The sequence below is a fragment of the Leptospira fletcheri genome (genome assembly GCF_004769195.1).
In the GTDB taxonomy this organism is placed as follows: domain Bacteria; phylum Spirochaetota; class Leptospiria; order Leptospirales; family Leptospiraceae; genus Leptospira_B; species Leptospira_B fletcheri.
Genome location: NZ_RQET01000009.1, coordinates 168,543 through 184,449, shown reverse-complemented (window position 1 = coordinate 184,449; position 15,907 = coordinate 168,543). Strand labels below are relative to the sequence as shown.

At 47.1% G+C, this 15,907-nt stretch carries 14 protein-coding genes; 7 read left to right on the top strand and 7 right to left on the bottom strand.

The annotated features are described in order from the left end of the window. The 3 genes from EHO60_RS12930 to EHO60_RS12920 all read right to left on the bottom strand — a co-directional run bounded on the left by EHO60_RS12930 (position 1) and on the right by EHO60_RS12920 (position 3,224). The gene (locus EHO60_RS12930; protein WP_135768779.1) at positions 1–1,194 is read right to left on the bottom strand and encodes an AZOBR_p60025 family cell surface glycopolymer formation protein; all 1,194 of its coding nucleotides are present in this window, start codon (positions 1,192–1,194) and stop codon (positions 1–3) included. Between the two features lie 66 nt (positions 1,195–1,260). Continuing rightward, positions 1,261–2,829, bottom strand: a complete 1,569-nt coding sequence (locus EHO60_RS12925) for a hypothetical protein (RefSeq protein ID WP_135768616.1) — start codon at positions 2,827–2,829, stop codon at positions 1,261–1,263. Beyond that, a complete protein-coding gene (locus tag EHO60_RS12920; protein WP_135768615.1) occupies positions 2,826–3,224 on the bottom strand; it encodes a Fur family transcriptional regulator in 399 nt (132 codons plus the stop codon). Before EHO60_RS12920 ends, EHO60_RS12925 begins: the two co-directional genes overlap by 4 nt. 61 nt (positions 3,225–3,285) lie before the next feature. Here EHO60_RS12920 and EHO60_RS12915 point away from each other — a divergent pair, with 61 nt between their 5' ends. After that, positions 3,286–4,092 (top strand): leucine-rich repeat domain-containing protein, encoded by an 807-nt coding sequence (locus tag EHO60_RS12915; protein ID WP_246028308.1) that lies wholly within the window; start codon positions 3,286–3,288, stop codon positions 4,090–4,092. Between the two features lie 8 nt (positions 4,093–4,100). Here the strand turns inward: EHO60_RS12915 and EHO60_RS12910 are convergent, their stop codons facing one another. Beyond that, positions 4,101–4,982, bottom strand: coding sequence for a hypothetical protein (locus EHO60_RS12910; protein WP_246028307.1), 882 nt, complete (start codon positions 4,980–4,982; stop codon positions 4,101–4,103). Between EHO60_RS12910 and EHO60_RS12905 the strand changes: the two genes are divergently transcribed. Next, on the top strand, positions 4,981–6,600 hold the full coding sequence (locus EHO60_RS12905) for a peptidase M30 (protein ID WP_246028306.1): 1,620 nt from the start codon (positions 4,981–4,983) through the stop codon (positions 6,598–6,600). The genes EHO60_RS12910 and EHO60_RS12905 overlap by 2 nt on opposite strands. 4 nt (positions 6,601–6,604) lie before the next feature. Here EHO60_RS12905 and EHO60_RS12900 read toward each other — a convergent pair whose 3' ends face one another. From EHO60_RS12900 to queA, 3 genes are all read right to left on the bottom strand, one after another. Further along, positions 6,605–6,913, bottom strand: a complete 309-nt coding sequence (locus EHO60_RS12900; RefSeq protein WP_135768614.1) for a YbaB/EbfC family nucleoid-associated protein — start codon at positions 6,911–6,913, stop codon at positions 6,605–6,607. 81 nt (positions 6,914–6,994) lie between these two features. After that, positions 6,995–8,617 carry a S16 family serine protease gene (locus EHO60_RS12895; RefSeq protein WP_135768613.1) on the bottom strand — a complete coding sequence of 541 codons (1,623 nt, stop codon included), beginning with the start codon at positions 8,615–8,617 and terminating at the stop codon, positions 6,995–6,997. Positions 8,618–8,682: 65 nt separating this feature from the next. Beyond that, complete coding sequence (gene queA / locus EHO60_RS12890; protein WP_135768612.1) at positions 8,683–9,735, bottom strand: tRNA preQ1(34) S-adenosylmethionine ribosyltransferase-isomerase QueA; 1,053 nt, start codon at positions 9,733–9,735, stop codon at positions 8,683–8,685. A 119-nt stretch (positions 9,736–9,854) separates the two neighbouring features. On the opposite strand from queA, the gene EHO60_RS12885 reads away from it, so the two are divergent. The 5 genes from EHO60_RS12885 to EHO60_RS12865 are packed head-to-tail and all read left to right on the top strand — an operon-like array spanning position 9,855 to position 15,901. Beyond that, positions 9,855–11,174 carry a glycosyltransferase family 87 protein gene (locus EHO60_RS12885; protein WP_135768611.1) on the top strand — a complete coding sequence of 440 codons (1,320 nt, stop codon included), beginning with the start codon at positions 9,855–9,857 and terminating at the stop codon, positions 11,172–11,174. Beyond that, positions 11,171–12,322, top strand: a complete 1,152-nt coding sequence (locus EHO60_RS12880) for a glycosyltransferase family 4 protein (RefSeq protein WP_135768610.1) — start codon at positions 11,171–11,173, stop codon at positions 12,320–12,322. Before EHO60_RS12885 ends, EHO60_RS12880 begins: the two co-directional genes overlap by 4 nt. Then, entirely contained in the window at positions 12,319–12,933 is a 615-nt protein-coding gene (locus EHO60_RS12875) for an LIC20162 family protein (RefSeq protein ID WP_135768609.1), read from the top strand. The genes EHO60_RS12880 and EHO60_RS12875 overlap by 4 nt, the downstream gene beginning before the upstream one ends. Before the next feature lies 1 nt (position 12,934). Continuing rightward, positions 12,935–14,344: a hypothetical protein gene (locus EHO60_RS12870; protein ID WP_135768608.1), complete on the top strand. Its 1,410-nt coding sequence runs from the start codon at positions 12,935–12,937 to the stop codon at positions 14,342–14,344. Between the two features lie 57 nt (positions 14,345–14,401). After that, positions 14,402–15,901 carry an MBOAT family O-acyltransferase gene (locus EHO60_RS12865; RefSeq protein WP_135768607.1) on the top strand — a complete coding sequence of 500 codons (1,500 nt, stop codon included), beginning with the start codon at positions 14,402–14,404 and terminating at the stop codon, positions 15,899–15,901. The last annotated feature ends 6 nt before the right edge of the window (positions 15,902–15,907 follow it).

Below are 15,907 nucleotides of genomic sequence, written 5' to 3'. Positions count from 1 at the left end.
TTACCAGATCGAATACGCCAACGGCTTGGAAATGAAGGCGATCTTTACGAAAAAGAGCGCCAACACGAGCGCGACAATCCCCCAGTAATGCCGAGCGGAAAGAGTTTCGTCTTCGGACTGCCAAAGCACCAAAAGCGGAATGGAAACCGTAAACATGCGGGAAATATTTTCGTACGTAGCCCAATACAACACATAGCCCGCCGAAAAAACGGAAAACAAGGTCAGGCCCATTCCCAAACGGAACGGAAATCCCTTCTTTCGATTCCCTTGAAAGAGAAGAACGCATCCGCTGAGAAACAATAAGAGAAGGGGGAAGCGGGAGAACTTCTTCGCGATCGTTCGAAACCTTCCGCCCTCCTCCGGCAATGTCCCCGAAAAAAAAGCCTCATAAATCTCCCTGAGATATCCCGCAATGCCGCCTAACGGATCAAAAAATTCCGCAAACCTGGCCGGCGAAGATTCCGATAAAACGGAACGAAGATAAACGTTCCAGAGTAACGGCAAAACAAGACTACTCGCAACCCAAAGAGCTCGACGGAATTCCTTTTTTAGAAGCGCATCCAAACCGAGGGGAAACAGCAGAAAAAGCGCCTGCTCTTTCGTAAGAAGAGCGAGTCCACCCAGCAAGGAGAAAAGCAAAAACCGATCCTTTCGGTACGCCCAATAACAAAGTATCAAAAGACTCGCCAGGATTGCGTCCGAAACAAGAAGGACATAGCCTCCCAACGCGAAGGGGGAAAAAAGATAGAACGAAGTTAAGAACCTTCGGTTTTCCGGTAACAAATCGTAAAGCGCGAAAAAGGAAAGAACCACAAGTAAAAAATGCAAGAAGTACATTCCGAAGATCGTACCTGTTCGACCGAACCATCCGAAAGGGGAAACCAAGAGAGGATACCCGATCCTCGGCGCCCTCACGCTCGTTTCGAAACCCTTAGGCCAATCCAATCCGAAATCGGAAAGCATTCTGGAATAGAAGTAAAAAATCTGGCCGTCGTAACCGGATCCGAGATTTCCCTCTTCACCCAAAAATACGACCGCCCCTTCCGGCGTGCGATCCGCGTTGAATTGGCAGAATTCTAGGCCGAAATTCACTTGAGAACTGGGATTCCATCCGTATTTTTTCCAGACTAAAACGGAGGAAAAAGCGTACATCAGAAAAAAGACCAAGAGTACTACATTTCGTTTTTCTAATATTTTTTCCGCTGCGAACGGGAATTTTCGGAAAAAAGAGACGGATCTGAATTGAAACAACGGAAACTCCTATTTGACGGAAGATAATTCGGAGAGGATCCAATTCGAATACTCGTCGGTGGCGGATCTCGCGGCCCGAAAAGTTAAATGATGCGGATCCAAAAAGTCTTTCTTGTCCGAAAATAAATCCTTAGCGTCCTTAAAGGTATATTTGGCCCCGCCTAGATTTTTTAGATAAGAAAGGTATCCTTTGTACCAAGGACTTTCCTCGTATAACGATCTTTCCAACGGATTTTCCGGAGAATTGATTAATAGGACCCGAACTCCTTTTCCTTCCAGAAATTCTATCCCTTTTTTCAGGTATTCCAGTTCCGACCAGGAGAAGTAAGAATCCGATTCCCGCAGTTTTCGCTTGGCCATCCGGATCACTTTCAAACGGGTCAATGCGGCTTCTCCGTCTTCGCTTCTATATATTCTTTTTTCATAATCTTCTAAATAAGCGGTATCGCTCAGTGCGGAAATCCTGTCGTCGTCTATTCCCGGGATCCGATCGTAGGAAATATCCTTACGAAAGTCCTTACGACAGAAATTTTGGGAAAGCCTAAGCCCGTAAACCTCCGGAATTCCGAAGATGCGATCGTCCACTTCGTCGGAGGAAACGGGAGGTTCGGTCTCGAAACGCAGGCGGATTTTTTCCGCGTCGCCCGGAAACTGCAGCTCCAAGCCGTGCCAGCCGCGGCTTTCGAAGTTTTCGTTTAATAGCAGTAGTTCTTCGGGAGTTTCTTGAAAGATCTTCAACCTGGTGTTCTTCTTTTGGGAAAAAAAGCTATCGACCAATTTCCCGTTCTTAAGTTCGCACTCGATACTGAATTTGGGCTTGGTCCAGCCTCGTAGATAAATTCCTTCCTCCGGCAGGATGCCCGTATAATAATGATACGAACGTCCGCTACGGAGATGGTGTTCGATAAAGGAATCGAACGGATCGTACACGAAATTACGGTACCGAGTCAGCAGGAACAAGGATCTGGACAAGAGTTCCAAGAACACGGGTTTGCCCAACTTCCAAATCCGACGGGCATTTTCCCGAAAGAATTGGGCCGGATACAGAATCCTGTTTTGGTGCCTTCCCCGACTGAAATCCGAAAACAATCTTTCCTCTTCGAATGGAATGGAAGGATCCAACTTTCCGGTCTTTAATTCCTTTTCGCTTACCAGATAATCCAATTGTAGATCCGCCGGATTCAGAACATAGACGACTAATTTCGGCGTCTTGGAGGCTATGTCCTCCCGATAATAATAAAAATCCGAGGGGGTCAAAGCAGGGTGGGCATAGAACTCGGCACGGATCGGGTTTGTTCCCGCTTCCGCCTTTCGTCTTAGATTTTCCGTTAAACGATCCGGAAACAGAGAATACAAAGCCACACTGCTTCCTACCGCTAAAATACCGGATTCGTCCGGATCGAACCGGATCCTTCGTCTCTTCTCCAGAAAATTGTACCATGGGGACGTGTCCCATTCCAATTCATTAGGAAAATTGAATAGAATGGAAGAGAAGATGATTCTATCTAAGAAAAAGAAGGAGAGCAGAAACGCTATACTCAAAAAGAGAACGCGCACTTTGGTTTTTTTTTCGTTCATTTTTGGATTTTGTTACATTCCGAACAGACACCGTAGAGTAAAATCTCGTGGGAATCCACCCGAAAGCCTTTGGGTAGGTTCTCGATCGGAAAAGGACAGACTTCCACGTCAAAGACTCGATCACATTCGGTGCAATGAAAGTGGTGATGGTGCTCCAAATGGCTGGTTTCGAAACGCGAGGATTCTCCGGGTAATTTGATTTCGTGGATCTTTTCGGATTCCAGTAGATGGTTCACAGTACGATAGACCGTGGCGATTCCTATATTTTTCAGGGAAAGTTTGGAGAGGTCGTGGATTTCCTTTACGGAGAGAGGTCCTTTCGCATCCTGAATTACGCGAAAAATCTCTTCTTTCTGTTTCGTTTTTCTGGAAGCGCTCTTTTTATCTTCGCTCATATTGCAATCCCGAAGAAAACTTGCGGTTCACATTAAGGATCTTGCGATTTATTCGCGGACTATGTCAACCCAGATTAAATCCGGCGCCCGAAGACGTTCCGGGAAAAATCGGGCTTCCAATCCGATTCCTATTTCTTACAATGCATCCGTGCGCAGAATTCTTTTTCTCTTCGGCTTCCTACTTTGCCATTGCCTTTTTCATACGAAGGCCGGACTGCCTATACGGAATTCGTCCGGAAAAACGATCGCATTTTATCACCAGGACACCCGTTGGATCGGTTTTGACCAGACTCCTGAATTAACGGACCTCGCTTCCTTTTCGAAAGTGGAAACCTTGGAATTTCCCTCTTCGGATCTGGTCTCCTTGGAAGCCCTACCCGATCTGCCGAAATTGCGTTATTTGAATCTTTCGGGGACGAAGGTACGCGATTTCAAACCGTTGGAAAAAGTTCGCAAATTGGATTCTCTGATATTGAATGGAATTCCGCTGCAAAATTCGGATCTCGCCACTTATACGTCCTGGAACCAATTGACTCGGATCGAACTTTCCAACACGAAAGTCGATTCTTTAGATTTCCTCGGCAAAGGTTGTGCCGTTCGCCATCTAGAGTTGAGGAACACACTCGTATCGGATTTAAAGCCTTTATCGAACTGTTCCCAATTGAGGGAATTGTATCTACAAGGAACGAAGGTACGGAATCTTCTCCCGCTGTACGGATTAAGCGAACTCTTGCATCTTCAACTAGATCGGACAGAGGTCTCGAATGAGGAAATTTCCGAAATACGAAGGAAACTTCCCTATCTAAAAATCTTTCCGGGCTTACGCAAAATACTCGACTCCGAAACCGGACTGGACCCGAAACCTTAACTCGGAAATCACTCGTAAGCCAAGGGTCCCGCTTCTCCGGGGTTCGTGTATAGGATCAGATCTCCCGGACGGAGAGTATTTCCGTCTGCCTGAATTTCTCCCGTAGTTTCCACCGTTTTCAGGGATCGTAACCTTGTCCTTTTACCGTCCGGCTTTTCTATGACCAAAGTCGCTTCCTTTCGCACTCTCGCGAGTCGAATCCCCCAGATTTCCAGGATCCCCTCTTTTGCTCTCAATACTACTGCGGTCACTCTTCCCGGAACCGAGGAAACGGAACGTCTTAATAGGAGTCCTTCCTCCTCGCCTTCAGGTCCGGGAACTAGACGAATTTCGTTCGGACCCGCTTTCCATATTAGAAATTCGAAATGATCGCATTCGAATGCGCGGGTTAATGCCCATCGATCTCCCGGGCCTTTGCTGGTGAATATCCTACAAAGCTTGGGGCGAAAACGGTAACCTTTCCCTTCCGGATCCGCCACGAGTTTTCCTTCGAATCTGGTTTCTTCCCAATTCTTAGCTTCGGTCACGGTGAGTTGGCTGATCAAAAATTCCGGTCTATGTCTTTTATTGTTCATGAATATCTGTCGAACATAGAAGCCAGTAGGAAGAGATCGTATGGGAGAAAAATATTCGCCGTCTTCGGGAAGAGCAGTAATCCCTTCGGGGTAGTTCATTAGATCCGGACGATCTATCGGAGAAGGACGAAAGGAACACTGTAAAACGAACAAAGAGATAAAAAATATATTTCCAAAATTGGAAAAATATTTCCAAAGGTTAAAATCCAAAAAGGTCAATGCGACTTGCTCCGAAACGGGGGTCCTTCTTAATTGACCGTAGGATAGGTCCATCACCGCGTAAAGCAGATTCCTATTCCGGAAAGAGTTCCTCATGAACGGATTCCAAACTGGAGAATCGGTCTTTGTGAAAGTCCTTTTCTGGACGGGAATCCGCACGTCTTTTCGGGTTTCACGATTTTTCCTCCTACCGGTACTTACTCTCTTCTTAGGATATTGTTCTAATCTACTTCATCCGAATCTGAAAGAGGACGGGAATTCGTTTTCCGCGAGCCAATTGCTTTCGTTAGTGGCCTATTCTCCGAACTGTTCCGGAGATGGAGCGTTTTGGGCGAGAGACTTGGCTTCCAACACCTCCTATTGCGCCCAAGCACACCTCGCCGCGTCCGGTCAATATGTGAATATTTACGCCGAAAATACCCTTCCAAATACATTAGATTATCAGAATATATCATTCCAATTCGATTCGCAAATATATCCTAGATTGACGTCCGCTTTCGGAACGCCGAACGATCTGGACAAGGACGGAAAAGTTACCATCCTCATCTTGGATATCCGGGACGGCAGCCTTCCTGGAGGTTCTTTTGTGGCGGGCTATTTCGATCCCGCGGATTATTATCCGGACAGCATCTTCTCACGTGTACGATCCAATTATCAGGACATGCTTTATTTGGACGGGGTCCAACTGGTGAATCTTCGGAATCAGGACTTGGCCGCGGGAAAGCCTGACACGTTGTTAGCTACGCTTTCCCACGAGTACCAGCATTTGGTGCGTTTCCAATACGAGGCCTTGGCTCTAGCTCAGGGAGGAAATCGGGACGAAACCTGGATCAACGAAGGCACCAGCGAAGTGGCTTCGGATATTGCCGGTTATTCTCCGCAGTCCGCCAGAATCCGTTGTTATCGGGGAAATATGCCCGGTGCCTGCGCGAGAGGGGTCAACGGGGCCGCACTTTTCGGGAGCCCGCTTTACAACTCCGTGGTGGACTACGCGTTCTCCTATCCTTTCATGAAATACCTGTATCTTTCCGCGGGAGGAAACACCGATGAGAGAGACCTATTTTTCAAAGCCAGTGTGCAAGGCATTGCCGGCTTCCGCGGAACCGATGCGGTCAATCTCTTCGAAACTTTTCGTAGGACTTCCGCCGCCTATACGACACAGGATCCGATCGTCGGTGAATTAGGTTCGGCAGCTGCGGATACGTTCCGGAGAATGTTCGTCTCCTTTCTCTGGCAATCGATCGGAGACAATACTCCTGATTTCATGCAAGCGGGAACGGATACGACCGGATCTCCTGCGTTATTACAATCGTTGGAATCCATAATGTTTCGATTTCCGTTAATAGGAATCAATATGGACGGAATCGATTTGGAAGGACTTTACCTTCCGTACCGGTTATCCGACATTTCCCCTCTCTGGACGTTGAATCCGGGACAATTCCAATTCGTAAGAGTGGACAGACAGAACGTAAATGCCAGCCCGGGCCTATTCCTGGTCAAGAAGAACTTTAGCGGAACCTTATATTCCATGCAGATCAATACCGAGCCTTATCGCATGGGAGGAATTTCCTTTTCCTACGCCAGAACGAGTTCCGACGAGGAGACGACAGGGGGAATCGTATTGCCGGATTCGGACGAACCGAGCCCGGTTTGCCCTCATGATTTTTTAAAGAATTCCGCTTCGAATCGGACGACGATCCTATCCCCTTTTTGAAGGATTAAGGCATACCGGAAAGAAGACCCTTGAACTCTCCCATTCTTTCTTCGGCCGCTTTTTGAGCTAAATCTATGGATTGGTTCACGGCCTGCTTGATGCTTTTTTGCAGAAGTTTTTTATCGTTTTTCGCCAGCAGTTCGTCTTCGATTCGGATTTCTTGGACCGTCAATTTGCCGTCCGAAATGCAGGTAACCCACTCGTTTTTGGATTTGCCTTCGAATGAGAGTGCCTGCAATTCTTTCTCCAGACGCTTCATCCGAACTCGCATCTGATTCATCTGTTTCAAGTTTTCCAGGCTTTTGCCTAACATCTTCTATTCCTCTTCCGGAAAAATCCGAGTCTTAAGAGAAAGGATTTTCTCCCTTGCACGCGGCGCAAGTATTTCTCTCCTTTAAGAGGATTCTTCCAAATCGCGCTTTTTGTCGATTCGTTCCTCTATCGATCGGAATAGACTTCCCGGCGGATAAGATCCCGATTTGGACATTCTTCCGGCAGGAGCTCCGAACACCTCCGGGATCAAATCCTCTACATGAGAGCAGGAAACGATTTGAAATCTGCCGGTTTTCATGGAGTTCAGAATCTCTCTCGGTAGATTTAAATCCCTTACATTGTCTTTCGGAAGATAAAGAGTATAAGTTTCACCGGGAGAACCCGCCAACTTCGTGACGTCATACCAGGCTTGGATCTTCGTATTCACGGATCCTACAGGTAGAATATCCCCATATTGGGACAAGGCGCCCGTGACAGCGATATTGCAAGGGATCTCCAAATCCGACAGAGCGGAGAGAAGGGCGAGCAATTCGGCACAACTCGCGGAATCTCCGTCGATCGGAGAGTTGTTCTGCTCGAACAAAATCGAAGCATCCAAGCCGAAGGATTGGATATGGGAAAACATCCCTTTGATATAGGACTGAAGAATAAACACTCCCTTGTCGTGCAAATCACCGGAAAGGTTCACTTCCCTTTCTATGTTGATCAGATTTCCGCTTCCCAACGAAACCCGAGCGGAGACCTGATTCACTTGTCCGAAATCCAAAAGGGAGGATTGCAACAGAATCACCGAGAGACCGTTGATGCGCCCCGTCTTTTTCCCTTTCAGAGGAACCGAGATCAGACCTTCCTTTATATTTTCCCGGTATTTTCTCTTATGAATGGCCGTACGTTTTTGGATCTCTTCCGGAGCGGCTTCGATCTGGATCCGACCCAAGGTTTTTTTGCTTTTCTTGCTCAGAGCCAGCACTTCAGTCACGAAAGAACGCAATTCCGAAAGATGCAGGGAAAGTTTTGTCTGGCTATCGTTCCAACGAAGAGCCAGCTCCAAAAGAGCGTCTAACGCGCTTTGGTCCAAGGAAGGATACCCCGGTTTTTCCCAGGACTTTACCAATCCGGAAAATACGGGGAGCCACGCGGAGGTAAGATTGACTTCATAAGGCATATGAATTTTGAAATCGAATCCGCCGTAAAAGTCCGGATCCAACTGGGAAATGGAATCCACTTCCGTTTCCTCCCCGATTAGGATCAATCGGAACCGGGATTCTATGCTGGGGTAAAACCGATTGATATGACGGGAGTCGGGACCTTCCGGCAAGGCGAGAAAATCGATCTTTCCGGTCAACAAAACGCCTTTCAGAAAATAATAGAGATCCGGGTCTTCCACTAGAGGGCGCAAAGGCAGGAGCAATAAACCGTCCTCTGCTTCGGCGATCCTCCCGGGCCGGTACTTTTCCGAATTGGGAAAGCCCGCGAGCGAAAGTAAGGTCGGTGTGGGTTCCGCGATAACAGGCCTATTTTTTACCTGTTCCGTCAAGTATTGGGCGAATTGCAGAAGATTGGATTCGATTTCCGGTCCAGTGATCAGAATATGTCGGAACAACTCCGGATTTTCCAAAGCTTGGTGAAATGTCCGAACCTCTTCCTTGTGGAAGACCAAAAAATCCGGGAGACCTTTCAGTTGTTTCGGTTTTACGGCCTTGAATTTCGTTTGAGCTTGGGAAGGAAGTACTCTGCGCAGCACCTTTCCATACTCCGCCCGACGTCGGATTTGCTCAATAAAAATAAGAGAGAAGAAGAAAAGAGGATCTAAAGCCGATTCAGCAGGAGCATCGCGTCTCCGTAGGAATAAAAGCGGAAGCCGTTCTGCAAAGCGTAGCGATACGCGTTTAAAACGGCATCCTTTCCGGCGAACGCGCAAACCAAAAGCAACAAGCTGCTTTCCGGCAAATGGAAATTCGTGATCAAGCAATCGCAGCTCAGGATCGGATCTCCCGGTTGAAGGAACAACCTTGTACTCGATTCTCCGGAAAGAAAACTTCGTGTTTTCGAATCGTACGCGGCTTCGAGAGCTCTCAAGGTAGTAGTACCGACGGAGATGATCCTTCTTCCCTGCTTTTTCGCGAGACGTAACGTTTCGGCGACTTCGGAAGAAATGGAAAAAAATTCTTCGTGAAGCTTCTTTTCCCGAAATTGCGTTGCGGTAAGAGTGGAAAAGGTTCCGTAACCTACTCGCAATTCCAATTCCGCGAATTCGACGCCTAGAGTACGGATCCTTTCCAATAACTCTGGAGTGAAGTGCAACCCGGCTGTAGGCGCGGCAACGGATCCGAGAATTTTCGAGTAAACGGTTTGGTAACGGACGGAATCTTCTTCCGAACTTTCTCGCTTGAAATAAGGAGGGATCGGAATTCTACCTATCGTTTCGAAATCGATTTCCATGAAATCGGGAGAGGCAGTAAGGTACGTGAACTCCTCCTCTCTTCCGGTAACGGTAAATGAAAAACGACCGGATATTTCGTCCTGCAGAACCGTTCCGGATTTCAATTTTTTGGAATTGCGGACTAAGGCTCTCCACTCGTTCGGTCTTCCGCTCGGATCCAGAAATAATGCCTCGTGCCTTCTTCCCGAAGGAGTTCTGAGAAACACCCTACGTCTAGCGACTCTTGTGGAGTTAGCGACCAACACATCGCCTTCTTTTAGATATTTCAGAATTTCCGAAAAGAACGGTTCCTCTTTCAAAACTCCGTCGGGAGAGGAAAGAACCAAAAGTCGACTTCCGTCTCGATCTGAAGCCGGCACCTTCGCGATAAGGTCTTCCGGAAGATTAAAAGAATACTCGGAAAGATCTCCGATCTCCATACCTCCAGAAAAATCGGCGGGCTTCCGGAGAAAATCGATTTTTCTCCCTTCGAATTTCGACGGAGGAAGGGGTCGGTTATTTGGTTGGCTTTTCGGGGCTATCGGAAAACAGTACCGGAATGCAGATCGATCTTCGGCGACGAGGGCCTCTATTTCTGTTCCTCTCACTTTTAATCTTTCTGTTTTTGAACGGGATTTCCAGAATCTCCGTGTCCTCGGATTTCAAAGATTATTTCGAGGCTTCCAAAAACTTCTCCGCTCATAAGGACCTTTATGATCTGGACGTATTGGACGAGTTGGTTCAGGAGCTAGAATCGGGGAAACTCGATCTGAAGGATATCTTCAAACCGGAGGTTTTCGTACGACTCCAGACCAAAATGGATAACGTCGGAGCGTACATCTATCCGCCTACGTTCGCATTTTTACTTTCTCCTCTTTCCTATCTGGAATACCCGGTCGCTTCGGGGATTTTTTTCACCCTGAATTTTGCGGCAATGGTCGCGAGTCTTTTCCTGATTGCAAGACTGCTCGGAAAGGAGAAAAAATTCCTATTTTTGACCTGCCTGGTCTTTCTTTGTTATCGCTTTATCGAAAACCACCAAAACAACAACCAGGTCGGATTCATTCTGCTCTTTCTCGTTCTTTCCGCCGTGTCCGTCAAAAAGGATTGGCTGGCTGGGCTTTTACTTAGCTTAGCGATCGTGATTAAAATCACACCGGCAGCGTTTCTATTCTATTTCTTGGTTAAAAAAAGATATTCCGTGATACTCTATACCTTAGGTTTCGGAGTCCTTTGGGTGGTCCTACCTGCGGTCGCGGATCCTGCCTTTACGTGGAAAATGAACGGTACTTGGTACGAATTAGTGCTGGAAAAATATCTGAAGTCCCCCGCATTGCGAGCGTGGAAAAACAACCAAAGTTTAAGCTCTACGGTCGCGAAATATTTTCTTCCTTATGCAGATATCATGAATCAAGGTCGATTCGGCATGCCCTTTTTGGAACTGAATGTAAAACAAGTCAAGTGGATCCTTATGCTTTCGACTTTAGGGATTTCCGCGCCTTATCTTTACAAAGCCTATAAGGGAACTTCGGATGGTTTTCTTTTGTCGGGGCTGTTCTTTTTTTCCGTGATGTTCAGCGGAATTTCCTGGGTCCACGCTTTCGTTTTTCTATTATTCCCCACTGCCTTCGTATTATCTTCCTTCTGGCCAGTAGAGGAGAGGCTACCGAATTTGGCAGAATGGAAAGAAATTCTGCAAAGGAACAAGGCGGCCTTCGTCTTCCTGATTTTGGCATTGTTAGTTCTGTTGCTGAACCGCTCTTTTATCGGTTCGACGGCGGAAGAGAAATTGATGATGTTTTCCTACCTATTCTATATCTGCCTCATCCAGTATCTCTGTCTTTTCTTTTTAAGACCCGAACGACTTAAGAACTCATGATCGCCAAGGAAACCTTGAAGTACAAACCCAGAATCGCCGTCGACGCGAGACCCTTATCCTACGGGATGAACGGAAATTCTAGGTACTTGGCGGAAGTTTTGGAGCGAGTCTTGAATCCGAATTCTCCTTTGGAATATTATCTGTATTCGAATAAACCCGTTCATCCGATATTCCGTGAATTGGCCAAGAGAACCCCGGCATTTCTGCCGAGTAAACTTCCCGGTCTCTTCTGGTTGAACTTTACCATGCCTTCCTTATATCGCGCTCATAGAATCGACGTGTTTTGGGGAACTCTCCAGCTACTGCCCGTCCTAGGCAGGAGCATTCCGATGGCGGTAAATTATCACGATTTGAATTTTAGATCCGCCCCGGAAACGATGACGACCGCGAACTATTGGCAGCATAGAATTTTCTCCCCGTTAACTCTGAAAAGAGCGGGAAAAATCTTTTGCTTATCCAAAAATACGGAGAGAGAGATCCGGGAATTCTCTCCGAACACCGCGGAAAAACTGGAGGTCGTATATCCCGGTGCACAAGGATTCGAATCCGTGACACCTCCTGCAAAAGTCCTTCCCGCAAATTTTCTTTTTTCCGTCGGAACCCTGGAGCCTCGAAAAAACATCGGGACTCTTGTGGAAGCATATCGTACATTAAAAAAAATTGATCCTCAATATCCGTTCGCATTGGTGCTCGCCGGACGTCTAGGATGGAAATCCGCCGGATTGACGGAGATCCTACGAGATGGTAGTACGGAATCCGAAGGGATTTATTTCATCGAAAATCCGAGCGACGGCGAACTAGGATGGCTATATAGAAACTGTTCCTATTTTTTATTCCCTTCCCTGCATGAAGGTTTCGGACTGCCTCTTCTGGAAGCGATTCGAGAAGGCAAACCCTGTATCGCTTCGGATATCCCAGTATTCCATGAGGTCCTAGATTCGGAAACGGACGATTTTGTTCCGCCAAAGGACGTTTCCCTTTGGGTACAAGCTTTACGAAAAGCCGGAAGGCCCGGTACTCGACCGACACGCAAAAAATCCCAAGATTGGTCCTGGGATTCCACTGCAAAACAGGTGGAGGAAGGACTTCTTTCCCTTTGGAAGAATAGAAAGCGTAGGACGGGAATCCGAGTCGAGGAAAGAGTATGAATCCAACGAAAACTCCAGAACAAAAGAACGGATCCTGGAGGGATTGGATGCAATCCTCTTCTTCTCCGCTCGGAAAGAAACGGATTTCCGTTCTGCTTTTGAAAAAGAACGTGATCCCTGCGATTTTAGGAATCTTCGTATATGCGTTTTTCTTGAACTTTCTTCTCGCTTTTCAAAAACCCCTAGCGGATCTACTTTTCAAGTTTGTGGAATTCCTCCAGATTCCGAAAGTACTGAAGCTCCCCCTACTCGTGAACCCGATTCTGTATAAGTATTCCGCCATGATCATCGTAGGATACGTCGCATTCGCTTTCTTTCTGGATCTCTACCGTTTTTTGGATAGGAACTTATTCAACGATCTTCAATGGGAAGGTTCCCGATTGAAACTGACCAGACGAGGATGGTTGGGCGGAGAATCCATCCATTGGGAACCCAATCAATCCGGATTACAGATCCTCCACAAATCCGGAGTATTAAGAAAATTATTGGGCCTGGAAAAGATCGTGTTCTTTCTCCAAGCCAAAGGAGCGGAACTCTCCGTGATCGCCGAGTCCCCGTATTTTTCGTCCCGAAAAAACGGAGAATTCCTAGATCGTCTCTTCCGTTCCTAAAATGGCTTCCTTATCCAAGATCCTGATTTCCCCCGTTCTTGCTTTGAAGAACGGATTCCTGTACAAAATCCCTTGGAAAGGCACTCTATTTCTTGCCCTACTCGCTGCGGCTCTCTTCCTTTTCGATCTCCGGTTTCTTTCCCGCCACTACGATTGGGATTCCATAGTATATACTCATAATATTCGATCGGATAAGGTTGCGAAGATTTTTTTCAATCCGCATCATATCGGCTTCGAAAGTACCGGCTATATTTTCGCGAAATTCTGGAAATGGGCCCACGGTCCCGATTCTTTGATGTTCGGACTCAGGCTCCGAACCTTAGCTGTGGCGATAAGCTTCATTTTCACACTAATGTTCGCTTATTGGCGAATGTATTCCGATATGGTGGGTGCCGTTCTTCTCGGACTCGGCGTACACTTCACGCAAGGATTCTGGTTTTATGCACAACACAACGATACACCACTGATCCATTCCTGTCTTACCGCCTGCCTTTATTTGTACTGCGTTTGGAACGCGAAAAAAGGATGGTCCGCGGGAAAATTATTCTTCGCGTATCTTTTACAGGTTTGGAACGTTTACTTCCACCAATCCGACACCATCTTTCTGACCTTCGTCCCGGCTTCGGTGCTCTTTTCCAAGGAATGGGGAGGCGCAAAATTCGAGCTTTCCTCCAAGATGAAATGGATTCTGATCTATTTGTTCGGTACCGTATTCACTCTGACCGCATCCTATCTATATCTGGGTTTCGTCGTTTTGGGACGGGATCTGGTTTCCCCTACGACGAGCGAAAGGAATTTCGCGAACTGGCTTTTCCTGTACGCGTCCCAGGAAAAATGGGGAGCTTCCGACGGACCGAAAAACTATGTTATGAATTTCTATAGAGGAATCGGAGACGCGTTTTTGAATTTCGAAGGAGTGAGAAACGGTCTTAGGATCCGGGCCGCCGATTTTACCGACCCCAAAGCCTATCCTTATAATTTGAATCTGTATTTTTGGATCGGCATCTTATCCGTAGCTACGATCAATCTGATCCGACTCTGGAAGGAATTCAAGGTCGAACTCGTCCTACTTTTCTTATGGATAGGTCCTTCCCTATTGTTTTACACTTGGTGGGAAGGTTATTTTTTCGAATTCTGGGTTTCGACCGTGATCGGTTTATTGATCTTTGCGACGCTCGTCCTGCGTTCCCTCATCCTAAGCCCGGCCTACTTCGGCACGAGAGCTTTGACCCACCTCCTCCTCCTGGCTTATCTGCTTCTGCTCTTTTGCGTCAACTTCACGTTCTCCACCTATCCTCGTTCGGTAAAACCGACCGTCAGTTTTATCGAGGGAATCGAAGACAAGTACAAAGAGATCACTCCGGAGCCGGTATACGGCAAGGAATGGGAAGGACCCGAAGTTCAAAAATAGGGTTGTGAGTTTCGCTCATCGCAAAAAACTGCTCAGGAGTCGAGGAAAACCGGACTCATGCTGTTCAATTCCGCCCATTTCATGATCTTTTTGCCGATCGTTCTGATCGTAACGAAGATTTTGAAGGGAACCAACCGGAGGGTCTTCCTCCTACTTTCCAGCCTGTATTTTTATAACGCTTGGCACCCGGCGACCATCAAATGCGCGGAACTTCGCACAAACAGCTGGTACGAATTCTGGATCGATAAATCCTTCTGCGACTTCGGAATCAACTTATACATTCTCATTCTGATCGTATCCATGGTGGTGGATTATTTTGCCGGCCTTTTGATGAGCAGGGAAGGAGTCACGGATAAGTTCCGTAAAATCTGTCTTGTGGCTTCCTTGATCACCAATCTCGGAATTTTAGGTTATTTTAAGTACACGAATTTTCTTTTGGAGGTCTTTGCGGACCTCCAACATCTCGGCCCGACGAAAATAGATCCCTTAAAGATCATCCTCCCCGTCGGGATTTCCTTTTATACTTTCCAGTCCATGAGTTACACGATCGACGTGTTTCGCAGACAACTGGAAGCTCGAAAGTCCTTTCTGGATTTCGCGTTGTACGTTTCGTTTTTTCCCCAGTTAGTGGCAGGTCCGATCGTTAGGGCTCATACTTTCTTTCGGGATTTGGACCATCCCCCGACGGTAACCCGTCAGGATGTGGAGATCGCTTTTTGTCAGATCCTAATGGGCTTCACACGAAAGATCGTATTTGCGGATAACCTAGGAAAAGTGACGGACTTCACTTTTAGGAATTATTCCACTCTAAATCCGATCGAGATTTGGACCGGAACGTTGGCATTCGGCTGGCAGATCTATTTCGACTTTGCCGGATACACGGACATCGCTATCGGAGTCGCGAGATTGTTCGGGTACAAATTCGATCCGAACTTCAATTTTCCCATGGTGGCGAGAAACATCGCGGACCACTGGACTCGTTGGCATATCTCTTTCTCCACTTGGATCCGGGATTATATCTACATTCCCCTCGGCGGTTCCAGAGCTGGGAAGTGGGTAACGTATAGAAACCTATTCATCACTTGGCTCTTCGCGGGAGTTTGGCACGGAGCGGCTTACCATTTCGTCGGATGGGGACTCTGGCAAGGGGTGATGCTCGCGGTCCATCGCGAATACGGAGCGACCAGACTGTCCGTATGGTTAAACGAAAAAGGGGGAAGATTGTACGATATATTCGCCAGAATACTTACGATGTTCTTTCTTGCTTTCGGGTTCATCATGTTCCGTGCGGAAACGATGGGCAAAGCTTGGGAAATGATGAAATCCCTTCTCTTCCTAGTACCTGGCGGATTCCGATCGGTGCGATCCTACGTTAATTACGACTACGGACTTTTATTGGCGGTTTGCTATGCCGCCTCGTATTATTTTTCCAAGAATACGATCGAATCCCTGGCGGAGAGCAAACGTAAGTTTGCCTTCTTCTTTTTGGCGAATGCGTTTCTGCTTCTGATCTTCGGAATCACCGAAAGCAAGAACTTCCTTTATTTCGATTTCTGAGGCGAC

Coding starts and splice junctions, on each gene's coding strand:
- EHO60_RS12885 (WP_135768611.1), top strand. CDS start 9,855: ATGCAGATCGATCTTCGGCGACGAGGGCCTCTATTTCTGTTCCTCTCA.
- EHO60_RS12905 (WP_246028306.1), top strand. CDS start 4,981: ATGAACGGATTCCAAACTGGAGAATCGGTCTTTGTGAAAGTCCTTTTC.
- EHO60_RS12920 (WP_135768615.1), bottom strand. CDS start 3,224: ATGAGCGAAGATAAAAAGAGCGCTTCCAGAAAAACGAAACAGAAAGAA.
- EHO60_RS12875 (WP_135768609.1), top strand. CDS start 12,319: ATGAATCCAACGAAAACTCCAGAACAAAAGAACGGATCCTGGAGGGAT.
- queA (WP_135768612.1), bottom strand. CDS start 9,735: ATGGAGATCGGAGATCTTTCCGAGTATTCTTTTAATCTTCCGGAAGAC.
- EHO60_RS12915 (WP_246028308.1), top strand. CDS start 3,286: ATGTCAACCCAGATTAAATCCGGCGCCCGAAGACGTTCCGGGAAAAAT.
- EHO60_RS12900 (WP_135768614.1), bottom strand. CDS start 6,913: ATGTTAGGCAAAAGCCTGGAAAACTTGAAACAGATGAATCAGATGCGA.
- EHO60_RS12870 (WP_135768608.1), top strand. CDS start 12,935: ATGGCTTCCTTATCCAAGATCCTGATTTCCCCCGTTCTTGCTTTGAAG.
- EHO60_RS12865 (WP_135768607.1), top strand. CDS start 14,402: ATGCTGTTCAATTCCGCCCATTTCATGATCTTTTTGCCGATCGTTCTG.
- EHO60_RS12880 (WP_135768610.1), top strand. CDS start 11,171: ATGATCGCCAAGGAAACCTTGAAGTACAAACCCAGAATCGCCGTCGAC.
- EHO60_RS12910 (WP_246028307.1), bottom strand. CDS start 4,982: ATGAGGAACTCTTTCCGGAATAGGAATCTGCTTTACGCGGTGATGGAC.
- EHO60_RS12925 (WP_135768616.1), bottom strand. CDS start 2,829: ATGAACGAAAAAAAAACCAAAGTGCGCGTTCTCTTTTTGAGTATAGCG.